Origin of the sequence: Burkholderia sp. USMB20, from assembly GCF_000949135.2 — a bacterium.
Lineage (GTDB): Bacteria > Pseudomonadota > Gammaproteobacteria > Burkholderiales > Burkholderiaceae > Burkholderia.
The window spans coordinates 622,102-646,711 of sequence record NZ_JTAN02000021.1 but is presented as its reverse complement, the minus strand read 5'-3'; the positions used below and the strand labels follow the sequence as shown (position 1 = coordinate 646,711).

Genomic DNA, 24,610 nt, shown 5'->3' with positions numbered 1-24,610 from the left:
TCACCGCGCCGCATCATCCATCCAGTTCCCCGCCAGCGCCTGGAACAGCGCCGCCGTGTCGGCCAGCCGGTCGGCCTGCGCGCGCGTGCGGTCGAGCGCGGTCTGCAATGCCTGCCGCTGGGCGTCGAGCAGCGCGAACGCGCTGATCCCGCCCGCCGCGTAACGGTCGCCGGCGATCGCGTTGCCTGCCGCCGCTTCCCGTGCGGCCGTGTCCCGCGCTTGCAGCGCCGTCGCATCGTGTTCGACCGCACGCATCGCGTCGGCGACCTGCTGAAGCGCCAGCAGCACGGTTTCCCGATAGCTCGCGAACGCGGCGTCGTACGCGGCTTCGGCCGCGCGCTTCCTCGCGCGCAGCTCGCCGCCATGAAAGAGCGGCTGCGTCAGGCCGAGGCCGACATTCCACACATTCAGCCCGCTCACAATATCCGCGATGCGCGTGCGTTCCGAACCGATCCCCGCCGAAATCGAAAAGCGCGGATAGAGGTTCGCGGTCGCCACGCCGACGTTCGCGCTCGCCTGGTGCAACACGGCCTCCGCCGCGCGGATATCGGGCCGTTCGCGCGCGAGCGTCGACGGCAGTGCGACCGGCAGCGTGCGCGGCAGCGTGAGCGCGTCGAGCGCGAGGTCGGGCAGCTCGGCACCGGACGGCGGCGCGCCCAGCAGGATCGCGAGCCGGTGGCCGGCCTGCGCGTAGCGGGCTGCGAGCGGCGGCAGCGAGGCCTGCGTCTGCGCGAGCAGCGTGCGCTGCGCATGCACGTCGGCCTGCGATACGCCGCCCGCCGCGAAGCGTGCGTCGACGATCCGCAACTGCCGGGCTTGCGCGTCGACGAGCTGCCGCGTGAGCGCGATCTGCTGCGCGAGCGACGCGCGCAGGATTGCAGTCGCGACGACGTTGCCCGCGAGTGTCAGGCGTGCGGCGTCGAGCAGATACGCCTGATAGTCGACCTGGGCGCGCAACGCCTCGAGCGCGCGCCGATTGCCGCCGAACACGTCGAGCGCGTACGACACGCTCACCGACGCGTCGTACAGCGTGAACGGCCCGGGATTCGGCACGTTGGCGGGCAGCCCGAAGGCAGCGATGTCGACCTTCTCGCGCGTGGCGGACAGGTTCGCATCGACGCGCGGCAGCATCGTCGCGCCGGCTTCGGCCGCGTGGTTCTGGCGCGCTTCGTCGAGCCGCGCGCGGGCCTCGGCGAGCGTCGGGCTGTTGTGCCACGCGGTATCGACGAGCCGGTTCAGCGGTGCCGAGCCGAACGCGGTCCACCACTGTTGCGGCGTGTGCGCGGCCGATGCGAACGTCTGCGCGTCGCCGGCCGGGCCGCCGGCGGCGGCCGTCGTGACCGGCGGGGCATCGCGCGTGTATTGCCGTGTGGCCGGCGCGTCGGGCGTGCGGAAATCCGGCCCGACCGTGCAACCGGCGAAGAGCAGCGCAACGGCTGGCCATGCGCTGCGGCGGGCGGCGGGGCGGGCGCGACGCGAAGCCGGTTTCATCGTGCGGCCCCTAGTCGAGCGTGCGCCGGTAGAAGCGCAGCGCGACGCCCATCACGACGAGCGTGAACAGCGCGACGGGCCACACGGACGGCCACAGGTCGGCCCAGCCGTTGCCTTTCAGCAGGATGCCGCGCACCAGGCGGTTGAAGTAGGTGAGCGGCAGCAGGTTGCCGATGAACTGCGCCCATTTCGGCATCCCGGCGAACGGAAACATGAAGCCCGACAGCAGGATGTTCGGCAGGAAGTAGAACACCGCGAGCTGCATCGCCTGCAACTGGTTCTGCGCGAGCGACGACAGCGTGATGCCGACCGTCAGGTTCGCGGCGATGAAGAGCAGCGCGGACAGGTAGATCGCGACCATGCCGCCGACGAACGGCACGTGGAACACGAAGCGCGCGGCCACGAGGATGATCGACACCTGGATCAGCCCGATGAACACGTACGGGACGATCTTGCCCGTCATCACCTCCAGCGGCCGCACGGGCGTCGCCAGCAGGTTCTCCATCGTGCCGCGCTCGCGTTCGCGCGTGATCGCGAGGCCCGTCATCATCACCATCGTCATCGTCAGGATCACGCCCATCAGGCCCGGCACGACGTTGTACTGCGTGATGCCTTCCGGGTTGTACAGGCGGTGCAGCACGATGTCGAACGCGGCCGGGCGGCCGTTCAGGTGCGCGAGCGGGCCCGTCAGGTCCTTGTCGGCGACGGGTTGCACGAGGCCCGGCAGCGCGCCGAGCGCCGAGGCGGTCGCGACGGGGTCGGTCGCGTCCGCCTCGACGAGCAGCGACGGGCGCTCGCCGCGCAGCAGCCGCTTCGAGAAGTCGGCCGGCACGCTCAGCACGAACTGCACGTCGCCGCGTGCGAGCGCATGCCGGCCGGCCGCTTCGTCGGGCAGCGTCGCGACGATGTCGAAATACGCGGAATTGCGCATCGCGGCGATGAAGCTGCGCGCGAACGGGCTCGAGTCGGCGACGATCACCGCGGTCGGCAGGTGCTTCGGATCGGTGTTGATCGCGAAGCCGAACAGCGCGAGCTGGATGATCGGCACGCCGACGATCATTGCGAACGTCACGCGGTCGCGGCGCAGCTGCAGGAATTCCTTCAGCACGATGCTCCACCAGCGCGCGACCGAGAACGCGTCGCGCAGGCCCGTCCACGTGCTCATGTCGCCGCTCCGCCGGGCGGCCCGGATGCGCGGCCCATCATGTAGATGAAGACGTCTTCGAGCCCGGTGTCGATCGGCGCGACCTGCAGCGGCGCGTGACCGTTCTCCTGCGCGCCGGGCTGCGCCGCGACCTGCGCGAGCGTCGCGTCGAGCAGCGCACGATCGCGGCCGCTCACGTGCAGCGTCGAGCCGAACACGACCGTCTGGTCGACGCCCGGCATCGTGCGCAGGCGCGCGGACAGTTCGGCAAGGTGCCCGCCGGTGACCGTGCGCGTCGACAGGTGCTGCGACGCGACGATTTCCGCGGCCGTGCCCTGCGCGAGCAGTTCGCCGGACGCGATGTACGCGAGCTTGTGACAGCGCTCGGCCTCGTCCATGTAGTGCGTGCTGACGAGTACCGAGATGCCTTGCGCGGCCAGCCGGTGCAGTTCTTCCCAGAAGTCGCGGCGCGCGGCCGGATCGACGCCGGCGGTCGGTTCGTCGAGCAGCAGCAGCTCCGGTTCGTGCAGCATGCACGCGGCGAGCGCGAGACGCTGCTTCCAGCCGCCCGACAACGCGCCCGTGAGCTGGTCCGCGCGGCTCGCGAGACCGAGCCCGTCGAGCGCGCGCGTGACGGCCGCCTGGCGATCGGGCATCCCGTACACGCGCGCGACGAAATCGAGGTTCTCGCGGATCGACAGGTCTTCCCAGTACGAGAAGCGCTGCGTCATGTAGCCGACGCGTCGCTTGATCTGCGCGCTGTCGCGCACGATGTCGTAGCCGAGGCAGGTGCCGCTGCCCGAGTCGGGCGTGAGCAGGCCGCACATCATGCGGATCGACGTTGTCTTGCCGCTGCCGTTCGGCCCGAGAAAGCCGAAGATCTCCCCGCGCGCGACGCGCAGCGAGACGTCCTTCACGACGTGCTTGTCGCCGAAGCGCTTGTTCAGGCGGTCGACGTCGATCGCATACGGGGCGGGCGGCGCGTTCATCGCATCCTCACGGCGACGGGCTGGCCCGGGTGCAGCTTCGGCGCGTCGGCGACGGCGGGGCGCGCCTCGACCATGAAAACGAGTTTGGTCCGGCTCTCGTTGCTGTAGATCACGGGCGGCGTGTACTCGGCCGCGCGCGACACGTAGGTGACGCGCGCGGGGACGTCGGCCGGGCAGCCGTCGCAGCGGATCGCGACCGTGCGCCCCGGCGCGATCGACGCGACGGCGGCCTCCGGCACGAAGAACCGCACTTTCAGGTTCTGCGGCGGCAGCATCTGCACGACCGGATTGCCGGCCTGCACCCATTCGCCGACGCGGTACAGCGTGTCGTACACGCGCCCGGCGGCGGGCGCGGCGACGCGCTTCTGGTCGAGTTTCCATTGCGCTTCGGTGACGGCCGCCTGCGCGGCATCGACCTGCGCGGCCTGGGCGACCACCTGCTGCGCGCGGCCCGGCAGGCGCGCAACGTCGACCTGGTTCTGCAACTCGCGCACCTGCGCGGCGGTCGTCTGTGCGGACGTGCGCGAATCGTCGAGCTGCTGCTTCGACAGGCCGCCGGCCGCGTACTGGCGTTCGTCGCGCGCGAATTGCGCGGCGGCCCGCACGGCCTGTGCCGCGGCCTGCGCGAGCTGGGCCCGCGTGACCGCGACTTCCGGCGGGCGCTTGCCGGTCTGCAGGTCGGCAAGCTGCGCGCGCGTGGCCTCGAGCTGGTGTTGCGCCTGCCGCAGCGCGGCCGTTTCGTTGACGGCTTCGAGCGAGAACACCGGCGCGCCGGCCGCGACGGCCTGGCCGCGTTCGACCGACAGCTGCGTCAGCGTGCCCGCCTGCGACGACGACAGGTACACGAATTCGCCTTCGACATAGCCCTGGAAGGTCGTGACGTCGTCCGCCGGCCGTCCGCAAGCGGCGAGCAACGCGACGGCGGCGGCCAGCGCGAGCGGCAGCGGGCGGGGCGCGTTCACGACGGCCTCCGTCGCGAATGCGCGTCGGGATCCGGCGCGGCGGCGGGCGGCTGCATGCCGGACCCGAGCAGCGCGCGGACGTGGCGCTGCAGCACGTCGCGATCGATCGGCGGCAGGCCGCGCGCGCTCTGCCACAGCTTCGCGGTGGCGAGCGGCAGCATCACCAGCGCGATGATCGAATGGAACAGGAACGCGGGTTCGAGCGCGGGGTTCAGCGTGCCGGCCTGCTGCGCGGCGCGGATGCGCTCGGCAAACCGCCCGACATGTTCGAGCGGAATGCGCCGGATCATCCGCTCGCGCAGCAGCCCGCCCTCGTGGACGATCTCGCGCAGCCAGATCGACGGCAGCCAGGGCATGCGATGCGTGACGTCGAAGAAGCGGTCGACGAGCTCGGCGACGAGCGCGAACGGATCGTTTTCGATGTGCGGCGCGGTCGGCCGCCACACGAACGCGATGACCTGCGCGAGCCGCTCCTCGACGATCGCGTCGAGCAGCTGCTCGCGATTCGTGAAGTAGTAATGGACCATCGCCGACGTGACGCCGGCGGCCGCGGCGATCTGCGCGACCGTCGTCGCGGCGATGCCGCGCTCGGCGAACAGCTGGATCGCGACGTCGAGCATGTGGTCGCGCAAGTCGAAGTCGTCCACCGACGGGCGGCGCCCGCGCGGCCTGGCGACGGTGGATTTCGCGTTCATGAAATCGACGCTAATTGATGAGTTAGTTAATTTCAAGAAAGGGTTTTCGCCCGCGTTGATCGCGATCAGGCGAGTAGCGAATGGCGGGGCGGACGGGCGGGGCGGCGGCGTGGCGAAGGGGCGTGCGCCGGCGGTGGAGTGTAGGGAGCGGCTAATGCGGAAAGACGCGGGAACTCGCGGGGAACTGGCGGGTGATCGACGGGTGAAATGGCGGGTGAAACGTTGATCGAAACGTGGGTGAAACGGTCGGCGAAACAGCGGGCGAAACGGCCGCGCCCGACGCCGGCGAGGAAGTCGCGCGGCACGGGGCGGGACGCCGGCCGTGCAGCACGGCGGCGCGCCCGACGCGGCACGGCCTCCTAAATCACTGATCGATCGGCGACTTCAGCGGCACATGCTCGCCCGTCAGCCCGAACACGACGAGTTGCGCGGGCTCGGTCGTGCTCGCATTGCGCGACACCCGGTGGCGCGAACCGGGCGGCTCGTACCAGCCTTCGCCGGCGCGATAGCGGCGCACCGGGCCGTCGTTCACCTGCGACAGCACTTCACCTTTCGACACGACCGCGAACACCGAGCCGAGGTGCTTGTGCGCTTCGGATGCCTGACCGGGCGCATAGTCGACGGTCGCGACGACGGCGAGCTTGCCGGGCGCTTCGGGCACGGCCTGTTGCATGATTGCGTGCACGCTGTCGCCGGTATCGTGCGCGCGGGCGGCGGCCGGCAACGCGGCGCCGAGCGCGAGCGACGTGCACAGCATCGCGCGGCGGAGCGTGGAGCTGGAGCGCATCATCGTCGTCTCCCCTTACTCGGGCATCTTGCGGAACGCGATCGCGAAGCGGTTCCACGTGTTGATCGTCGCGATCAGCATCGACAGCTCGAACAACTCCGTGTCGCTGAAATGCGGCTTCACGGCTTCCCACACGGCATCGGGCACGTGGTTGTCGGCGACCAGCGTCAGCGCTTCGGTCCATTCGAGCGCCGCACGTTCGCGCTCGGTGAAGAACGGCGTTTCGCGCCAGACGACGACCGTCGCCAGGCGGCGATCGGTTTCGCCGCCGTTGCGTGCGTCGGTGGTGTGCATATCGACGCAGAACGCACAGCCGTTGATCTGCGACGCGCGCAGCCGGACGAGTTCGGCGAGCGGCTTCTCGATCGAGCTTTTCGCGAGGAATTCCTCGGCGTTGCGCATCACCTTGATGGCGTTCGGGCTGGCGGTATAGAAGTTCAGACGCGGTTGCATGGCAGCTCCTGTTCGGTTGGATGCGCCCGGTGGCGCGACAGGACCCACTTTAAGCGTGCCACTGGCCTGCTTGAATGGCCAATTCCGGGAAAATTCAGGTAACCAGTGGCGGGCCGCCGACACGGCCTGAATCCAGCAGCGCGGCCAGCTTCGCGAGCGCGGTGTCGACGCGCAGCGCGTCGATCCCGCCATAGCCGAACAGCAGCCCCGCGCGGGCCGCCGAGCCGACGTGGAACGCGGTGATCCCGTACAGGCCGATGTCGTGCTCACGCGCCGCGCGGACCAGCGCGACTTCGTCGAGCCCCGGTTTCAGGTGCGCGGCGAGGTGGATGCCGGCGGTCGGCACGATCGTGTCGAACCACGGCGCGAGGCCGCCGCGCAGATGCGCGAGCAGCATCTTGCGGCGCGCGTCGTAGTGTTTCTGCACGCGCCGCAGGTGCCGCGCGAAATCGCCTTCGAGCATGAAGCGCGCGAGCGCCGCCTGCGTCAGCGTGCAGGTGTGCCAGTCGACGATCTGCTTCGCCTTGGCGAGCGCGCCGCGCAGCACGCGCGGCGGAATCGCGTAGCCGATCCGCAGTTCGGGAAAGATCGTCTTCGAGAAGGTGCCGACGTACGCGACCAGACCCGTGCGGTCGAGGCTCTTCAGCGATTCCACCGGCCGGCCTTCGAAGCGGAACTCGCCGTCGTAGTCGTCCTCGATGATCACCGCGCGGCGGCGCTGCGCCCATTCGAGCAGCGCGACGCGCCGCTCCAGCGTCATCGGCATCCCGAGCGGGAACTGGTGCGACGGTGTCACGTAGACGAGGCGCGCGTCGTCGGGCAGCCGCCCGGTGACGAGGCCGTGCGCATCGACCGGCACGCCGATCACCGTCGCGCCGAGCGACGCGAACGCCGCGCGCGCCGGCGGATAACCGGGATTCTCGACCGCGACGACGTCGCCGGGCCGCACGACCACGCGTGCGATCAGGTCGAGCGCCTGTTGCGCGCCTTGCGTGACGAGCACGTCGTCCCAGCCGCACGCGACCGCGCGGCTGAACGCGACGTAGCGCGCGATCGCGCCGCGCAGCTGCGGGTCGCCGGCCGGCGTGTGGTACTGGCCGGGGCCGCGCGCCTGCTGGCGCAGCGCGTGATGCAGGCAGCGGCGCCATGCGTCGAACGGAAACAGTGCCTTGTCGGTCACGCCGCCGCGAAAGTCGAACGCGGGCGTGTCGTGCGGCATGGGCATCGCGAGCGCGTCGGGCAGCTCGTCCCACAGCGCGCGTGCGTCGACGGCATGGACGGGCGGCGCGTCCTCGACGAGCGACGGCGTTGCGGCCGCCGCCGCGTGCGGAACCCGCGCGAGGCCGCCGGCGACGAACGTGCCGTCGCCCGCGCGCGTGTTCAGGTAACCCTCGGCGACGAGACGTTCGAACGCGTCGAGCGTCGTCTTGCGCGACACGCCGAGCTGCTTCGCGAGATCGCGCGTCGACGGCAGCCGGGCGCCGCCTTCGAGCCGCCCGTCGACGATCGCGGTGCGCAACTGCCGGAAGATTTGCCCGGTCAGGTCGTGACGGCCTTCGATGCGGATCGCGATGTCCATCGCAGTGGTTACCTCGAATGCGGAAATATGTCGTCGATCAGCATACCGGAAGTTCATGGCCGGATCGGCGTTCGCGCATGCGCGGGCGGCGTCGTTCGGCCGGGGGGCGCGCGTGGCGTCGGGGGGCCCGGAACGCCGGCATGCAACGCCCACCGGATGCGACGGATGGCACGGCGCGCCCCGGCGCCCCGGCCGGCTGGGCATCCGCCCGCTGCCGCCAGCGCCATTCGATTGCACCGGCGCCCGCCGCTGCCTTACGATCCACCAGACCCCCGACCGGAGCGCCCTCATGCTGTCCGAAGACGAACTCGCACTGCTCGATGCGATCCGCGCCACCGGCAGCCTGTCGCGGGCGGCCGCACGGCTCGGCAAGGCGCCGTCGACCGTGTCGCACGCTGCGCGGCAGCTCGAAACAAGCTTCGACGCGCTGCTGTTCGACCGCCGCGGCTACCGGCTGCAGCTCACGCCGGCCGGCCAGCTGCTGACCGACGAGGCATCGCGCCTCGCGCTGGACGTCGCGCGGCTCACGCAGCGCGTGCGGCAGGTCGCGAGCGGCTGGGAGGACCGGCTGTGGATCGTCAGCGACGAGGTGCTGGAATTCGATACGCTGCTGCCGGTCGTCCGCGCATTCGATGCGCTCGATTCGGGCGTGTCGCTGCGCTTCACGCACGAAGTGCTCGGCGGCACCTGGGAAGCGCTGCGCGACGGTCGCGCGGATCTGGTCGTCGGCGCCCAACGAGCCGCCGGCGATTCCGGGCTTCAAATGGTTCGAACTCGGCGCGATTGAGTGGGTGTTCGCCGTCGCGCCGCGCCATCCGCTGGCGTCGGCGGGCGCGCGGCTGACCCGGGACGCGATCGGCGCGCATCGCGCGGTCGTCGTCGCCGACTCGTCACGGCAGGCCGTCGGCCGCGCGTACGGGCTGCTCGGCGGGCAGGCGGTGCTCGCGGTGCCGTCGATGCGCGCGAAGATCCTCGCGCAGCGAGACGGGCTCGGCGTCGGCTGGGTGCCGCGCCGGCGGGTCGCGTCGCTGCTGGCGCGCGGCGAGCTGGTCGAGAAGGAAACGGCCGATCCGCGCGAGCCGAACGTGCTGTATGTCGCGTGGCGCGGCGACCGCGACGGCCGCGCGCTGCAATGGTGGCTGGAGCAACTGCGCGAACCGCGGCTCGCGCAGCGCCTGCTCGACGGGATCGACGTGTCGGGCTGAGCGCGCCGGGCCGGCACGCGCCCGGCGGCCGGGGGAAACACGTTCGAAGATTTCGCACATGTCTGCCGCGCCGGTCGTACGGCAAGGCCGGGCGCCGCGCGCATCCTGTGTTCACGGTCAACTCACCGGTTCAAGGAGAACATCATGCAACGCTTCGAAGGAAAAACGGTCCTCGTCACGGGCGGCAACAGCGGCATCGGCCTGGCGGCCGCACGGGCATTCGCGGCCGAAGGCGCGCGGGTCATCATCACCGGCCGCGACGAGCAGACGCTTGCCGCCGCGCGCGAGTCGCTCGGCGACGGCGCGCTCGCGATCCGCAACGAGGCCGGCAGCGTCGCGTCGGCGCGGGCGCTGGCAGACGCGATCGCGGCCGCCGGTGCGCGCCTCGACGCCGTGTTCATCAATGCGGGCGTCGCGAAACTCGCGCCGTTCGCGGATATCGACGAGGCGTTGTGGGATCTCGTGTTCGACACGAACGTGAAGGGCGCGTATTTCCAGATCCAGGCGCTCGTCTCGCTGCTGAACCGCGGCGCGTCGATCGTGATCAACGGCTCGATCAACGCGCACATCGGGATGCCGGGTTCGTCCGTGTATGCGGCGAGCAAGGCGGCCGTCAATTCGTTCGCGAAGACGCTGTCGACGGAACTGCTGCCGCACGGCGTGCGGGTGAACGTGGTGAGCCCCGGGCCGGTCCAGACGCCGCTGTACGGCAAGCTCGGCCTCGATGCGGCGACGCTCGACGAGACGGCCGACAAGATCAGGGGGCTCGTCCCGATCGGCCGGTTCGGCACGCCGGACGAAATCGCGTCGACGGTGCTGCACCTGAGCGCGCCCGAGTCGGCGTTCATCGTCGGCGCGGAAATCATCGCGTCGGGCGGGATGGGCTTGCTTTGAGCGTGGAACCGGCGCGGCTGCACGGCCCGACGCGAGGTCGGGCGCCGCAGCCCGCCGTGCCATCGCATCGCTAGCGCGATGCACAGGCGTCACGGACGTCGCCGGCCTGATCGCGTCCGTGGAGCTGCGTGACCGTCAACCCAGCGAACGTCGCGCTGCCGTGCTCGGCGAACACGGCGACGCGGTCCGCATCGGGCGGCGGGAAGATCAGGTCCGTCAGCGCGACGCGGCCGCCGTTCGCGAACACCTCGACCGAACCGCGATCGACGACGATTTCGAGCCGCAGTTGCCCGTGCTCGAGCGGCAGATCGACGATGTGCTCGCGGCTGAACGTGCCCGCGAAATCCGTGGCGCCGGAGCGCGAGCGGTCGAGCGTCAGCGTGCGCTTCGCCGTGTCGTACACGATCCGGGTGCCGATCGAGCCATCCGCGGAGCCCCGCACGATCAAACCCGCGCGGGCCGCGCGCTGCGGCGCGATCGTCACCGTGATGCGCTGGACGGTGCCGCGCGTGGCGTCCGACAGCGTGCGCGTGGCGGACTCGACGTTCGGCTTGCCTTCATGTACGGCGGGCCGCCCGTCGGCCCACGCATCGAACGCGGCTGCCGGCGTCACGATGAGCGTCGGTTCACCGCCGATCGTCTTCAGCGCGAGTTCGCGCGGCACCGTCGTCGCGCCGCGCCAGGGCGCCGTCGGCGCTTTCGCCGCGTAGTCCCAGTTGCTCATCCATGCAATCGCGACAGGGCGCGCGCCCGGCGCGCCGGAGAACGTGCCGGCCGCATAGAAGTCGGCGCCGTGATCGACCCAGCGGAATCGTGCGGGATCGGAACCGGCCGGTGCGACCCGGTCGGGGACGAACGTGCGGCCGTCGAAGTCGCCGACGAAATACATCGCGCCGGAACCGCCGGCGATCGACCACGGGTTGACGTTGACGATCATGACCCACTTGATGTGCCGCGGATCGTCGTCGACGGGCAGCGGCACGAGGTCGGGCATTTCCCACAACGCGCCCGCATGCGGCACGTCCGGCAGCGTGAAATCGCTCAGGAACGACCAGTGAATCAGGTCGTCGGAACGATAGAGCTTCACGACCTGCGCATCGGCGACGACGGTCGTCATCAGCCAGTAGCGTCCCGGCGCGTACCACGACACCTTCGGGTCGCGGAACTGCTTCGATTCCGGATCGAGCGTGAGCACCGGATTGCGCGCGTAGGGCCGCCAGGTCGCGCCGTGGTCGAGGCTGTACGCGAGCGACTGCGCCTGCGTGCCGGGTGCGTGACCCGAGCCGTCCTTGTAGACGCTCGTGTAAAGCGCAACCAGCGGCGTCTCGCCCGCCGCGCCGAGGCCGGACGTATTGTGCGAGTCGGCGACGATCGAGCCGGAGAAGATTTCCTCCGTCGCGTTCGCGCGCATCGCGACCGGCTGCTCGCGCCAGTGGACGAGGTCGGTGCTGGTCGCATGGCCCCACGACATGTTGCCCCAGTCGTGGCCGAGCGGGTTGTATTGGTAGAACAGGTGATAGCGGCCGTTCTCGTACACGAGGCCGTTCGGATCGTTCATCCAGTTGCGTTGCGGCGTGTAATGCACGGCCGGTCGCCATTGTGGCGTGCCGTTTTCGGGCGGCGTGCCGCAGGGCGCGGCGATGGCGTGCGTGCAGGCCGCGCTTGCCGCACACGCGAACAGCAGCCGGGCGATCCGGCGGGAAAAGCGAAAAAACGTCGATTTCATGCGGGGTTCCGTGCTTCGGCGCGCGAAGCGGGAAAGGAACGCGCATGCCGCTTGCGACGGCGGCATGCGCGATTTCTGCGAAGGAGGGAGGCGGCGCGCACGCGACACGCGCGACGTGCGCCGCCTCGACGCGGGCGGGCGGCGCCCGCCGCGTCCGTAGCGAGCCCTTTCGGACTCGTTGCGGGCGGGTGCCCGCGTCGCCGTCAGTGACCGGCGCCCGTCGCCGGCAGGTTCGCCGGGATGTCGCCGTAACCGCCGAGGCCGCTGCGTCCGTACGTGCGGTCGACCGCCGTCGACGTGCCGTTGATGTTGACCTTCACCGTCGGCGCGAGCGTGCCGCCGCGACGCGGGCCGATCGCATCGATGAACGACTCGACGAGCCCGCCCGGCATCACGAAGTGCGAATACGACTGGAATTCGCGCGGGTTCTGGTTCGGGTCCTGCGAATACGGCGCGCCGGCCGGTGCGGAGAAGTCGGTCGGGTTGCCGAGCACGAGGCCGCTGCCGCCGTTCAGCGGCAGGAAGTCGCTGCGGATGCCGTTGCCGACGAAGCCGTAGACGCCGTCCGGCCCGTCGACGCCCGCGGCCATCGTCGTGCGGTGGCTGATCGTGAACAGGTAGTACTTGCCGTCCTTCAGATAGATCTGCGGGCGCTCGGTCTGGTCGTCGACGCAGTTCGCCGACAGGATCGGCGGCAGGAACTTCCATTCGGTCAGTTGCGGGTTCGTCGCGACCGCCAGGCCGACGTTGGCCTTTTGATACACTGCGCCCGAGTTCATCACGGCGTTGAGGTCTTCGCGGTACGGATCGTTCGGCGCGTAGCCGAGGTCGGCCTCGGTGCAGGTCCGGGCGCCGCGCTGGCCGCCCGTGTTGCCTTCGAACACCATGTAGGTCTTGCCCGGATGCGCGGGGTCGGTGAACACGAACGGATCGCGGAACGAGAAGTAGGTGTTCTGCTGGCCGGTCTGGTAGTAGTTGCCGTCCGGCTGCAGCAGCGCCTTGTGATCGTCGAAGCCGCTGAACCACACGTGCTTGTCGTCGGCATGGATATGACCGTCGGCGCGCGTGATGATCGCCTGCGGCGGCGTGATGTCGGCGCCGCCGGGCGCCGAGCGGTTGAACGACGTCGCGGTGTAGTACAGGCTGACGTTGTCGCCCTGCGTGAGGCGCGCGGAGCCCGACCATTCGGCATTGTTGGTCATCGGCGACGTGCCGAACACCTTGACGCTCGCACCGTCCGGGAACAGGTGGCCGCCCCAGGTCCAGCCGCCGTTCGCGGGCCGCTGCGACGCGGGAATGCCGGCGCGGCGGTAGAAGAAGCCGATGCGCGCGTGGACGTGACGATCGTCGAACGTGTAGCCGGCATGCGGGTCGGCCGTGAGCGAGAAGATCACCTCCCAGCCCTTGTAGCTGAGCTGGTTCGCGCGCAGGTCGGCGAGCGGCCAGGTATCCCAGACCCACACGTTCGAGTTGATCAGCGGGAAATCCTGCGGGATGTCCGGCATCGTCAGCGCCTGCGGCAGCGAGTTCCTGTCGGCGCCGGCCGTGTGCGACTGCGCGACGATCTGGCGGATGTCCGCGCGGGTCCAGCGCATCGTGAAGTTGCCTTCGGGGTCGTAGGCCTGCTGCGTATGCGGCGTGGGCGCGGGGGCGCCGGTGCTCTGTGCATGGGCGACGCTCGACGCGGACGCGAAGGCGGCCAGTGCCGCGCCAGCGAACAGCAAACGTTTGGCCGCGGTCGCGCGGCAAAAAGGAAAGTAAGTCATGTAGGCGTAGTTTCCGTTGACGGTGAGAAGGAACTGCTGACGGGATATCGATATCCAAACCGGTTTGGATGCTAATTCAAACCGGTTTGGACGTCAAAAGATTAATTTTTGACGGTAATAACTACCATTCGGCAATAATTGCTGCGCGAGCGGCGCGGCCGAATGGCATGCACAACGCGAGGAGCGACGTGAAGGTGAATCTGAAGGCACTGTCGGATGCGCTCGGGCTGTCGCGCACGACGGTCAGTCGGGCGCTGAACGGCTATGACGACGTGAGCGAGGCGACCCGCGAGCGCGTGATGAAGGCCGCGCGCGAACTCGGTTATGTCGCGGATCCGACCGCGCGGCGGCTGGCGACGGGGCGTGCCGATGCGATCGGCATCGTGTACCCGTTCGGCGCGGGCGATCTGGGCGACCCGCGCTTCGGCGAGGTCGTCGCGGGCATCACCGAACGGCTCGCCGAGCGCAATCTCGACTTCATCATCGCGGCCGCGCGGCCGAACGCCGAACTGGACACGTATCGCCGGCTCGTCGACGGGAAGCTCGTCGACGGGCTGATCGTCGCGCGCACGCTGGTCGACGATCCGCGCCTCGCGTACCTGCGTTCGCATGCGTTTCCGTATGTCGCGTACGGTCGCACGCAAGCCGCCGAGCCCTACGCGTGGTTCGATTTCGACAACGAGGCGGGCGCGCGCGATGCGGTGCGGCGCCTGATCGGCTTCGGTCATCGCCGTATCGCGATGATCAGTGCGCCGCTGTCGCTCAATTTCGCGATGCAGCGTCGCGCCGGGTATCTTGCGGCGCTGCGCGAGGCCGGTATCGCGCCTGATCCGGCACTGCTCGTCGAGTGTCCGTTTACGCGCGACGGCGGGCAGCAGGGCGTGCAGGCGCTGCTCGCCCGGGCCGAACGGCCGACCGCGCTGCTGGTCGACAACAACATCGTGGGCGGCGGCGCGTTCCGGGCGCTGATCGACGGCGGCTTGCAGCTTGGGCGGGACATGTCGCTGATCGTCTACGACGGCGTGCCGCCGGACGTCGCGCATCCGCATCGCGTGACGGCGGTGGTGCAGCCGACCGGACATGCGACCGGGCGTGCGCTCGCGGACCTGATGCTGGCGTTGCTCACGGACGGCGTTCGCGGCCATCGGCTCGAGATGCCGGTGATCGACGCCGGCGATACGGACGGGCCGCTGCACGGGTAGCCGACGCGGAGCGAACCGGGGAGCGGGGCGCGCTCCGCAACGGACGTTGCGGCACGCGCTCCGTCGCAAAAGCCATGACGGCGGCAGGGCCGAATGCCGGGTTTCTAGACGACCGGTCTAATTCGACGCTATCATCCAGCCTCATGCGACGTCGCGAAAATGCCATATCGCGCTGCGATGCTGGGCGCGCAGGTGCTGCCGTCGCTTTTTTTCGAGCCATTTCTAGACGACTGGTCTATTAGGCCTGGCAATATTTTTGGTACGGAGCCGGCACGTTGACGCGCGCCAGCGGCCTAACCCGCAGGCGCGCCGTCGCCGCCGCCGCGACGCGGCCCCGTTCCCCCATTTCTAAGGAGTGTCCGATCATGAAGATTCTGGTTGTCCTGACCTCGCACGACACGCTCGGCGACACCGGCAAGAAAACCGGCTTCTGGCTCGAGGAACTGGCCGCGCCGTATTACACGTTCAAGGATGCGGGCGTCGAGTTGACGCTCGCGTCGCCGCAGGGCGGCCAGCCGCCGCTCGATCCGAAAAGCAGCGATCCGTCCGCGCAGACCGACGCGACGCGCCGCTTCGACGCGGATCCGGCGGCCAAGGCCGAACTCGCCGCCACGCGCAAGCTGGCCGAGGTGTCGGTCGACGATTACGACGCGGTGTTCTATCCGGGCGGGCATGGCCCGCTGTGGGATCTCGCCGAGGACCTGCATTCGATCGGCCTGATCGAGCGCGCGCTGGCGGCCGGCAAGCCGGTCGCGGCCGTGTGCCACGCGCCGGGCGTGCTGCGCCACGTGAAGGACCCGAAGACCGGCGAGTCGGTCGTGCGCGGCAAGCGTGTGACGGGCTTCACCAACAGCGAGGAAGCGGCCGTCGAGCTGACGGAAGTGGTGCCGTTCCTCGTCGAGGACATGCTGAAGACCAACGGTGCGCAGTTCGAGCGCAGCGCCGACTGGGCGCCGCATGTCGTCACCGACGGGCTGCTGATCACGGGGCAGAACCCCGCGTCGTCGGAGCCGGCAGCCGAGGCGCTGCTCGCGAAGCTCGGCCGTCAGTAAGCCGAGCCTGGCGCCGGCATGACCGGCGCCGGATGGTTTCCGTCGTCGGGCGCGACCGTCCCGGCGACGGCTCGCATCGTTCCGCCGTGCGCACCGCGCGGCGGCTCATCCAGTCGTTTCGCAGAACCAAGCAAAGGAGTGGTGGATGTCTGCCCTGTTCGAACCGTTCAAACTCAAGGATGTCACGCTGCGCAACCGCATCGCGGTGCCGCCGATGTGCCAGTACGTCGCCGAAGACGGCGTCGTCAACGACTGGCATCACGTGCATCTGGCCGGTATCGCGCGCGGCGGCGCGGGCCTCGTGATCGCGGAGGCGACGGCCGTGTCGCCGGAAGGCCGCATCACGCCGGGCTGTGCCGGGCTGTGGACCGATGCGCAGGCCGCGGCGTTTGCGCCGTCGGTCGCGGCGATCAAGGCGGCCGGCGCGGTGCCCGGCATCCAGATCGCGCATGCGGGCCGCAAGGCGAGCGCGAACCGTCCGTGGGAAGGCGACGACCACATCGCCGACGGCGATCCGCGTGGCTGGCAGACCATCGCACCGTCGGCGGTGCCGTTCGGCGCGCACCTGCCGAAGACGCCGCGCGCGATGACGCACGACGACATCGCCCGCGTGCAGGCCGACTTCGTCGCGTCGGCGAAGCGCGCCCGCGACCTCGGCTTCGAATGGCTCGAACTGCACTTCGCGCACGGCTACCTCGGCCAGAGCTTCTTCTCCGTGCATTCGAACCAGCGCGACGACGAGTACGGCGGTTCGGCGGAAAACCGCGGCCGGTTCCTCGTCGACACGCTGAAGGCCGTCCGCCAGGTCTGGCCGGAGCACCTGCCGCTGACCGCGCGTCTCGGCGTGATCGAATACGACGGGCGCGATGAAGCAACGCTCGCCGAATCGATCGCGCTCACGCAGCGGATGAAGCAGGAAGGCCTCGACATGCTGAGCGTGTCGGTCGGTTTCTCGACGCCCGACGCGCGCATTCCGTGGGGCCCGGCGTTCCTCGCGCCGATCGCGGAACGCGTGCGCCGCGAGGCCGGCTTGCCGGTGTCGTCCGCCTGGGGGATCGATACGCCGCAACTGGCCGAGCGTGTCGTCGCCGAGCAGCAGCTCGATCTCGTGATGGTCGGCCGCGCGCATCTTGCCGATCCGCACTGGCCGTACTACGCGGCCAGGCAGCTCGGGGTCGAGCGGCCGTCGTGGACGCTGCCCGCGCCGTACGCGCACTGGCTCGAACGCTACCGCGTCGCCGACAAGGCGGCCTGAGCGCGCGTTGCACCGCGCGGCGGCGCGGCGTTCGCGGCACGCATTTGACGATGCTTGGCAGTGCGTGCGCATGCCGTTGCGGCGTCGATGGATAGAATGGCGGTTCGTACAGGCTCGCGGCCTGCACGACCGCCATTTTTTCATTTCGACCGAGGTGCCATGCGCGCACATGTCTCGCCTTCCCAGGATTCCGCCACGCGGCCGCGTGCCCAGCAGATCGCCCGCGCCGTGCTGTATGCGGCGCTGCTGGTGCTCGCGCTGTGGGTGATCCGAGATTTCCTGCCCGCCATCGCGTGGGCCTGCGTGATCGCGATCGCGTTGTGGCCGCTGCTGAAACGCTTCGAATCCGACCGCTGGTTTCGCGACCGGCCGACCCTGATCGCGACCGTGATCACCGCCGGCGTGTCGCTGCTGGTTGTGCTGCCGGTCGCGATCGCGCTCGCGCAGGCGATCTCGCAGGCGCACGACCTGCGCCTCTGGCTGCATTCGATCCAGGACAACGGCATTCCGCTGCCGGACGTCGTCGGCCGGTTGCCGTACGGTGCCGCGCAGGTCACCGAGTGGTGGCAGGCCAATCTCGGTCATCCGCTGCACGCGGGCAGCGCGATGCATGGCGCGAGCGGCGAGAAGTTCATCGCGTTCGGCCGGCAGTTCGGCACGAAGCTCGCGCATGCGCTGTTCGAGTTCGGCTTCATGCTGGTCACGCTGTTCGTGATCATGCGGGCCGGCCACAAGCTGTCGGGCGCGTTGCTGCAGGGCGCGCGGCGCGCGTTCGGCCGCGGCGGCGCGGACCTGATCGAACGGATGGTCTCGGCCGTGTACGGCACGGTGACCGGGCTGGTCGTCGTCGGGCTGGGCGAGGGCGCCATTCTCGGCGTCGCGTATGCGCTCGCCGGGGTTCCGCACGCCGCGCTGCTCGGCCTCGTCACGGCCGTCGCCGCGATGCTGCCGTTCTGCGCGCCGATCGTGTTCTGCGGCGCGGCGCTCTGGCTGTTCGTGCAGGGCGCGACCGCGTGGGCCGTCGTGGTGCTGGTGCTCGGCTTCGTGGTCGTGTTCGTCGCCGAGCATTTCGTGCGGCCGGTGCTGATCGGCAGTTCGACCCGCCTGCCGTTCCTGCTCGTGTTGTTCGGCATCCTCGGCGGGGCCGAGACGTTCGGGCTGATCGGCCTGTTCGTCGGCCCCGCGCTGATGACGGTGCTGACGATGCTGTGGGCGGAATGGGTCGCTTGACGATGGCGCCCGTCGCGCCGCTTCGACGCATCGACGTCAGAAGGCGGGTGGGCGCGCGAACGCGTCGGCCATGGCCACGATTCGTGACGATCGGGCATGCGCCGGACTGCGTCGGGCAGCGCATCGGACACAAGTCTCTACATTTCTTTTCGATCCGGACCCAAAGGTCGAGTAGCATGGGGCTTTCGATCACGCCGGCATGGCGCAGCAGATTTCACCAAGCATGCGATTGATTCCGATGTCCCGCCCCGCAGCGACGCTGTCCCTGGCCGCCAGCTGCCTGATGCTGCACGGTTGCGCGTGGTTCGACTCGTGGCTGCCGTTCTCGTATTCGCGCACGCCGCTGGCGAGGGCCGCGTCGCGGCACGGCGCGACGCGCGCCGACGTCGTCCGCGCCGGCGGCAACCCGCGCAGCGTGTGGATGGTCCGCAACGGCAGCGGCGTCTGCTACAACTACTTCATCGAGCACGACAACGATCACCGGGCTTTCTTCGTCGTGTTCGACAAGGCCGGTGCCGTCACGCAACACGGCTTCGATACCTGCATGGACGCCGATCGCAAGGGCACGCTTCAGTCGGACAAGGCCGCCTCGCGCTAGCGCGGCCGCCATGCGCCGCGCGAGCGTGTCATGTCGTCGTCACGCGATCGTGTCGACCACGCCGCCATCGACGCGCAACGCCGCGCCCGTCGTCGCCGAGGCCTGCGGTGAGCACACGTACACGACCAGGTTCGCGACTTCCTCAGTCGTCGCCGGCCGCTGGATGATCGAGCTCGCGCGCTCGCTGCGCACGAAATCCACCGCGACGTCGTCGATGCTGCGGCCCGTGGCGTCGGCCGTTTCCTTCAGCAGCGCCCGCACGCCTTCCGACATCGTCGGCCCCGGCAGCACCGAATTGACCGTCACGCGGGTCCCGGCCGCGAGTTTCGCGAGGCCGCGCGCGATCGCGAGCTGCGCGGTTTTCGTGAACCCGTAGTGAATCATGTCGACCGGGATGTTCAGCCCCGACTCCGACGAAATGAACACGATGCGGCCCGTGTTGCGCGCGAGCATCCCCTTCAGGTAGTGCCGCGCGAGACGCACGCCCGACATCACGTTCATCTGGAAGTAGTGGGCCCATTCGTCGTCGTCGATGTCGAAGAACGCCTTCAGCCCGTAGATGCCCGCGTTGTTGACGAGGATGTCGGCCTCCGGCGTGTGCTGCGCGATGCGCGCGACGCCGGCGGCGTCGGACAGGTCGGCCGCGACGCCGTCGAGGTCCGCGCCGGGTACGGCGCTGCGCAGCTGCGCGAGCGCGGCGTCGACCGACTTCTCGCTGCGTCCGTTGACGACGACGCGTGCGCCCGCCTGCGCGAGCCCTTCGGCGATCGCCAGCCCGATGCCGGCGGTGGAAGCGGTGACGACCGCGGTCTTGCCTGTCAGATCGATGTGCATGAGCGTACCGGTTGGAAGAGGGAACGGAACCCGGCGGGCGTGCCGCGGCGGCCGGAAATCAAAGCTTAGGCGATCCGGCCGCGAAGCGTCGGGTCGCGGTTGCATCGCGCCCCGCAGTCTTGTACGGTGTGCGTTCGCCATCCGATCCGGGAGCCCGTCGCGTGAGCCGTTCCGCCAACCCCTGCGCCATGCCGTCGCCGTTCTGGCGCGACGCCGCGCTGCCGTTCATCGAGGCGCGCACCGTCGACGACGGTCGGACGATCTGCTACGCGAAGCACACGCACGACACGTTTTCGCTCGGCGCGATCGTCGGCGGCACGAGCACCTACCTGAACGGCGCGACGAAGGAGCACGTCGGGCGCGGCGTGCTCGTGATCATCGATCCGGAGCAGGTGCATGCGTGCAATCCGTACGGCCCCGACGCATGGGCGTACCGGATGGTCTACGTCGACGTGCCGTGGCTCACCCGCCTGCAGCATTCGCTCGGGCGCGACCCGAATCGCGATTTTCACGGCTTTTCGCCGAAGTTGACGCAACGGCGCGACCTGTTCGCACGATTCGGCGGCTTTTACCGCACGCTCGTGGCGCCCGGCGTCGATCCGCTCGGCAAGGAGAGCGCGGCGGTCGAGTTCTTCACACGGCTGCACGGCGCGCTTGATCGCGAACTGCCCGACGCCGCCCGGCGCGGGGCCGACAACGCGAAGCTCGCGCGCGCGGCCGACTACATCGCCGCGCATTGCCGTCAGGCCGTCTCGCTCGATGCGATCTGCGCGGCCGCCGACTTGTCGCCGTCCTACCTGATCCGCGCGTTCAACGCCCGCTACGGGATGACGCCGCATGCGTTCCTGATCGACCGCCGCGTGCAGTACGGGCGGGCCGAGTTGCGCCGCGGCCGGCCGATCGCCGACGTCGCGCTCGATGCGGGCTTCGCGGACCAGGCGCATTTCCAGCGCGCATTCCGGCGCATCGCGGCCGCCACGCCGGGGCAGTATCGAAGCGCCGCGAGCTGACCGGCGAACCGTGGGGCGGTGCCGGCGCCGCGACCACACACCGAAACAACGGCGCTAAACGTCGAGCAGATAAAGCGCGCTGCCCGCGAGCAGCAGCGCCATCGCGCGGTTGAACAGCCGCATCCGCCGCGCATTCGCGAGCCGGTGCCGCAGCGACGCACCCGCGTACGCCCAGCACGCGATCGACGCAAAGCAGATCACCAGATACAACGCCGCGAATTGCCACACCTGCGCGGGCTCGCCGTCGGCCGCATACGCGCCCATCGCAGCCACGCACGCGAGCCACGCCTTCGGATTCAGCCATTGCATCGCTGCGCCGGCCGCCGCCGACGGGCCGGCGACGTTCGGCGCAGCCGGATCGTCCGGATCGGTCGACAGCCGGCCGTCGTCGAGCGCGAGCCGTAGCGCGAGGTAAAGCAGGAACGCGATTCCCGACCATTGGGTGACGGTGGTCAGCATCGGCCAGCGCGCGAGCGCCGCGTGCAGCCCGAGGCCGATCAGCAGGAACAGCGCGACGAAGCCGAGCGTCGCGCCGGCCGCATAGCGCAGGCTTGCGCCAAGGCCGTGGCGTGCGCCCGCGCTGAGCGCGACGATGTTGACGGGACCGGGCGTGATCGACGACGCCAGCGCGAACGCGGCCATCGAAACCAGCATGCTCATTGATTGCCTCCATGCGAATGTCAAAGTCGCATCGAGACTAAAGAAGCCGTGCGGGTCCGTATTGAAGAAAACTGCCCTCGGCGGCGCTGTCGGGATTCACGTCACGCTGAACCGGGCGCAGCGCTCACCGGCGACCGAAAGCCACTGGACGCAGGCGGCGCAGCCAAAGTCATCGAGTCTCGCGTCACGGACGGGCGGCGGTCGCGAGCGCGTCGAACGCATCGGCTTCCGGAAGCTGGAGCCACGACTCGGGGCCTGCGTCGATTTCTTCGACCGTCAGCAGACAGGCATCGAGTTCGCGACGCAACCGGACGTGATCGATCGACTGCCCGATGAACACGATTTCCTGCCGGCAATCACCGGTCGGCTCTTGCCATTTTTGCAGCACGCCATCGCGCCGATAGTCGTCGTGCGGCCAGTCCGACCGAGAAACGAATCGCCACCATCGCCCGACGTAACCCCACTGGAACGCTCCGCCCGTCTGCACGAGCATGGCGATATCGGCATATCGGTGCGCAGCCCAGACATATCCCTTGCAGCGAAGCAGTCGGCCGTTGGTCCAGGGGCGACGCAGCCACGCGAGCAGGCGCGCCGGATGAAACGGCGCACGTTCGCGATAGGTCCACGACGCGATCCCGTACGCATCCGATTCCGAGGGGCGCTCGTCGACCTGCATGCGTTGCATCCATCCCGGCGATTCGACGAGCGCCGGGAGATCGAAGCGCCGCGTATCCAGGACGTCTGACGGATCGACCTTGCCGTGCTGCATCGGCAGGATTCGCGCAGAGGGATTCAGCGACGCCAGAATGGCGCGCAGCCGGTCGAAACCCGCATGGCCGATCCGGTCGAGTCGGCTCACGAGAATCACGTTCGCGTATTCGACTTGTTCGATCAGCAGGTCCGACAGCTTGCGCGGCGGACCGGAATCGCTGCCGTCCGCGAGCGTGGCGTCGCGCGTGACCGGTTCGGCCGACGCGATCATGTCCTCGAACGTCTCGCCGTCGACCACCGTGACGAGCGTGTCCAGCCGCGCGAGCTCGCTGAGGCTGAAACCGTCCCGGTCGAGAAACGCGAACGTTTCCGCGACCGGCATCGGCTCCGAGATGCCGGTCGACTCGATCAGCAGATAGTCGAAGCGATGCTGCCGCGCCAGCGTGCTGACCTGCTCGAGCAGATCGGCACGCAGCGTGCAGCAGATGCAGCCGTTGCTCATTTCGACCAGTTCGTCCTCGCCGCGATGCAGCTCGACGTTGCGCCGCACATCGTCGGCGTCGACGTTTACTTCGCTCATGTCGTTGACGATCACGGCGACCTTCAGGCCGGCGCGGTTGCGCAGGATGTGGTTCAGCAACGTCGTTTTCCCGGCGCCGAGGAAGCCGGACAGCACGGTGACCGGAATCCTCGGCGGCGCGGCGGCCGGCGCTCGCTGGTTTTCCGGCGTCGTCATGCGTTCTGCCCGGACGCGCGATCCAGGTAGCCTTCGAACAGGTCGACCACGACGTAGCCGTCGTCGGCGGCGTCGCCCCACAGATCCTTCACGCGGAACTCGACATGATAGGTCGGCTGATGCGCGGCGCCGGTGTCGCCGTGGCCGATCGCGTCCGGGAATGGCCACGATTCGGTCGTCCGGTGCAGCACGATGCCTTCCTTGCCGCGCACGTAGCCCGGCGCGCGGATGTGTCCGCTGACGTATTCGTCGCGCACGACGACGCGATCGCCGACCTCGAACCGCGTCGAGTCGGGTGGCGCCGCCCGGCCGCCGGATCGCGGCGGGTTCGCGAGCCGGAAATGCGAACCGAGCGCGCGGTCGAGTTCGTCCTGCGTGAGCACGCCGGTTTCGACGAGCAAGGTTGCGGTCGCGATCACGTAGCGCTCGTAGTAGCGCGTGCCGACGTGCTGGCGCACGTCGATGCGTTCGACTGCGTGACGTACCTCGTCGACGCTGAATTTTTTCAGTTGGTCCACGCCGACGAACATCAGGCTGTACGCGAGATGTTCCCAGTCTTCCTTGAAGACCGGCTTGTAGCCGAGACTGTTGATCGTGTGCGGCACCGGGCCGAAACCCTGGAATCCGCCGAGGTCGTGAAAGCCGTCCATATGAGGTGATCTCCGAGATGAAGGTCGAGAGCGAAACGGGGGGCGCGTCAGTGCGCGCGCGGCAGCGCAACGCCGATCAGCACGTCCTTCGTGACGAGCGTGCGCAGTTGTTCCTCGGTCATGTGCTCGCTGCCTGCCGGCCGCACGGGCAGCACGAGATAGCGGCTTTCGGCGGTCGTATCCCAGACCTTCACGACGACGTCGTCGGGCAGGTCGGTGCCGAGCTCCCGCAGCACCGTGCGCCCTTCGCGGACGAGCCGCGCACGATATTCGAAGCCCTTGTACCACTCGGGCGGGAGCCCGAGCACCGGCCAGTTCGTGCATGAGCACAGGCTGCAGACGATCACGTTCTTCAGCGTCGGCGTGTCTTCGAGCGCGACGATGTATTCGCCCTGCGGGCCGGTGTAGCCGAACTGCGCACACGCGGCCGTGCCGTCCTTCAGCAGCAGTTCGCGAAATGCCGGGTCGACCCACGCACGCGCGACGATGCGCGCGCCGTTGGCCGGATCCCACGTCGTGGACATCAGCTCGGTCAGGCCTTCGATATAGCCGTTGGGGATCAGGTTCTTTTCTTTCATCACGCGAAACAGCGCCCAGGCACGTTCGCCGGGCGTCGAGGCTGTTTCCGCGGAAGGGGTCGCGCTCATCGTGGGGCTCCTTATGGTGGTTCGGGTTGACCGCCGCCGTGGCGTTGCGGCTGCCGTGGCGGGGTGCAAAGGCGTGGTGTCGGCCACGCTCGACGAGCAGGGTAAGAAGAGAAAAAGCGCGGTTCTTTGCCGGCACGGATCGGAAACTATGCTGAGACGGCCCCGCCGCGCGGCAGGGGCCGGCGCGCATCGGATGCACGGCGATTCGCGGCATCGACGGGGCGCCCGGCACGCGATACCGGCCGCCTGCGCACGTTTTGCGACCGCCGAATGGCACTGGCAGCACAGGTCCGCCACAGCCAATTTCTTGTTCCGCCGGAAAACAGAAATGCGG

General features: G+C 69.3%; 22 protein-coding genes and 1 pseudogene. 8 read left to right on the top strand and 15 right to left on the bottom strand.

The window, feature by feature from the left end; all coding sequences use genetic code 11:
- The 8 genes from PL79_RS33200 to pdxR all read right to left on the bottom strand — a co-directional run bounded on the left by PL79_RS33200 (position 1) and on the right by pdxR (position 8,100).
- Positions 1-1,491, bottom strand: a complete 1,491-nt coding sequence (locus PL79_RS33200) for an efflux transporter outer membrane subunit (protein WP_044842996.1) — start codon at positions 1,489-1,491, stop codon at positions 1-3.
- Positions 1,492-1,501: 10 nt separating this feature from the next.
- Positions 1,502-2,656 (bottom strand): ABC transporter permease, encoded by a 1,155-nt coding sequence (locus tag PL79_RS33195; protein ID WP_044842997.1) that lies wholly within the window; start codon positions 2,654-2,656, stop codon positions 1,502-1,504.
- Entirely contained in the window at positions 2,653-3,624 is a 972-nt protein-coding gene (locus PL79_RS33190; RefSeq protein ID WP_044842998.1) for an ABC transporter ATP-binding protein, read from the bottom strand. Before PL79_RS33190 ends, PL79_RS33195 begins: the two co-directional genes overlap by 4 nt.
- Positions 3,621-4,586 carry an HlyD family secretion protein gene (locus tag PL79_RS33185; RefSeq protein ID WP_044842999.1) on the bottom strand — a complete coding sequence of 322 codons (966 nt, stop codon included), beginning with the start codon at positions 4,584-4,586 and terminating at the stop codon, positions 3,621-3,623. The genes PL79_RS33190 and PL79_RS33185 overlap by 4 nt, the downstream gene beginning before the upstream one ends.
- On the bottom strand, positions 4,583-5,281 hold the full coding sequence (locus tag PL79_RS33180) for a TetR/AcrR family transcriptional regulator (RefSeq protein WP_044843000.1): 699 nt from the start codon (positions 5,279-5,281) through the stop codon (positions 4,583-4,585). The genes PL79_RS33185 and PL79_RS33180 overlap by 4 nt, the downstream gene beginning before the upstream one ends.
- A 364-nt stretch (positions 5,282-5,645) precedes the next feature.
- Positions 5,646-6,071 (bottom strand): cupin domain-containing protein, encoded by a 426-nt coding sequence (locus PL79_RS33175; protein ID WP_044843001.1) that lies wholly within the window; start codon positions 6,069-6,071, stop codon positions 5,646-5,648.
- 12 nt (positions 6,072-6,083) lie between these two features.
- Complete coding sequence (locus PL79_RS33170) at positions 6,084-6,521, bottom strand: carboxymuconolactone decarboxylase family protein (protein WP_044843002.1); 438 nt, start codon at positions 6,519-6,521, stop codon at positions 6,084-6,086.
- 94 nt (positions 6,522-6,615) lie between these two features.
- Positions 6,616-8,100, bottom strand: a complete 1,485-nt coding sequence (gene pdxR, locus PL79_RS33165) for a MocR-like pyridoxine biosynthesis transcription factor PdxR (protein WP_044843003.1) — start codon at positions 8,098-8,100, stop codon at positions 6,616-6,618.
- Positions 8,101-8,389: 289 nt separating this feature from the next.
- On the opposite strand from pdxR, the pseudogene PL79_RS33160 reads away from it, so the two are divergent.
- Together PL79_RS33160 and PL79_RS33155 are read left to right on the top strand one after the other, a co-directional pair.
- Positions 8,390-9,305: pseudogene (locus tag PL79_RS33160) on the top strand (LysR family transcriptional regulator).
- Positions 9,306-9,449: 144 nt separating this feature from the next.
- A complete protein-coding gene (locus tag PL79_RS33155; protein WP_044843004.1) occupies positions 9,450-10,199 on the top strand; it encodes an SDR family oxidoreductase in 750 nt (249 codons plus the stop codon).
- 70 nt (positions 10,200-10,269) lie between these two features.
- Here PL79_RS33155 and PL79_RS33150 read toward each other — a convergent pair whose 3' ends face one another.
- Complete coding sequence (locus PL79_RS33150) at positions 10,270-11,925, bottom strand: glycoside hydrolase family 32 protein (RefSeq protein WP_044843005.1); 1,656 nt, start codon at positions 11,923-11,925, stop codon at positions 10,270-10,272.
- A gap of 203 nt (positions 11,926-12,128) precedes the next feature.
- Positions 12,129-13,691, bottom strand: coding sequence for a glycoside hydrolase family 68 protein (locus tag PL79_RS33145; protein WP_044843006.1), 1,563 nt, complete (start codon positions 13,689-13,691; stop codon positions 12,129-12,131).
- A 167-nt stretch (positions 13,692-13,858) separates the two neighbouring features.
- Here PL79_RS33145 and PL79_RS33140 point away from each other — a divergent pair, with 167 nt between their 5' ends.
- The 5 genes from PL79_RS33140 (at position 13,859) to PL79_RS33120 (ending at position 19,028) form a co-directional block, all read left to right on the top strand.
- The gene (locus PL79_RS33140) at positions 13,859-14,893 is read left to right on the top strand and encodes a substrate-binding domain-containing protein (RefSeq protein ID WP_044843007.1); all 1,035 of its coding nucleotides are present in this window, start codon (positions 13,859-13,861) and stop codon (positions 14,891-14,893) included.
- A gap of 365 nt (positions 14,894-15,258) precedes the next feature.
- Entirely contained in the window at positions 15,259-15,945 is a 687-nt protein-coding gene (locus tag PL79_RS33135; RefSeq protein ID WP_044843008.1) for a type 1 glutamine amidotransferase domain-containing protein, read from the top strand.
- 145 nt (positions 15,946-16,090) lie between these two features.
- On the top strand, positions 16,091-17,200 hold the full coding sequence (locus tag PL79_RS33130; protein WP_044843009.1) for an NADH:flavin oxidoreductase/NADH oxidase: 1,110 nt from the start codon (positions 16,091-16,093) through the stop codon (positions 17,198-17,200).
- Between the two features lie 159 nt (positions 17,201-17,359).
- Entirely contained in the window at positions 17,360-18,430 is a 1,071-nt protein-coding gene (locus PL79_RS33125; protein ID WP_044843010.1) for an AI-2E family transporter, read from the top strand.
- 223 nt (positions 18,431-18,653) lie between these two features.
- The gene (locus PL79_RS33120) at positions 18,654-19,028 is read left to right on the top strand and encodes a hypothetical protein (RefSeq protein ID WP_044843011.1); all 375 of its coding nucleotides are present in this window, start codon (positions 18,654-18,656) and stop codon (positions 19,026-19,028) included.
- A 39-nt stretch (positions 19,029-19,067) separates the two neighbouring features.
- On the opposite strand, the gene PL79_RS33115 is transcribed toward PL79_RS33120, so the two are convergent.
- A complete protein-coding gene (locus PL79_RS33115) occupies positions 19,068-19,862 on the bottom strand; it encodes an SDR family NAD(P)-dependent oxidoreductase (RefSeq protein WP_044843012.1) in 795 nt (264 codons plus the stop codon).
- Between the two features lie 161 nt (positions 19,863-20,023).
- Here PL79_RS33115 and PL79_RS33110 point away from each other — a divergent pair, with 161 nt between their 5' ends.
- A complete protein-coding gene (locus PL79_RS33110) occupies positions 20,024-20,872 on the top strand; it encodes an AraC family transcriptional regulator (protein ID WP_193759902.1) in 849 nt (282 codons plus the stop codon).
- 54 nt (positions 20,873-20,926) lie between these two features.
- On the opposite strand, the gene PL79_RS33105 is transcribed toward PL79_RS33110, so the two are convergent.
- The 4 genes from PL79_RS33105 to nthA all read right to left on the bottom strand — a co-directional run bounded on the left by PL79_RS33105 (position 20,927) and on the right by nthA (position 24,276).
- Entirely contained in the window at positions 20,927-21,532 is a 606-nt protein-coding gene (locus PL79_RS33105) for a LysE family translocator (protein ID WP_044843014.1), read from the bottom strand.
- A gap of 184 nt (positions 21,533-21,716) precedes the next feature.
- On the bottom strand, positions 21,717-22,979 hold the full coding sequence (locus PL79_RS33100) for a GTP-binding protein (RefSeq protein ID WP_044843015.1): 1,263 nt from the start codon (positions 22,977-22,979) through the stop codon (positions 21,717-21,719).
- On the bottom strand, positions 22,976-23,629 hold the full coding sequence (gene nthB, locus PL79_RS33095; protein ID WP_044843016.1) for a nitrile hydratase subunit beta: 654 nt from the start codon (positions 23,627-23,629) through the stop codon (positions 22,976-22,978). Before nthB ends, PL79_RS33100 begins: the two co-directional genes overlap by 4 nt.
- Positions 23,630-23,676: 47 nt before the next feature.
- The gene (gene nthA / locus PL79_RS33090; protein ID WP_044843017.1) at positions 23,677-24,276 is read right to left on the bottom strand and encodes a nitrile hydratase subunit alpha; all 600 of its coding nucleotides are present in this window, start codon (positions 24,274-24,276) and stop codon (positions 23,677-23,679) included.
- Positions 24,277-24,610 lie beyond the last annotated feature (334 nt).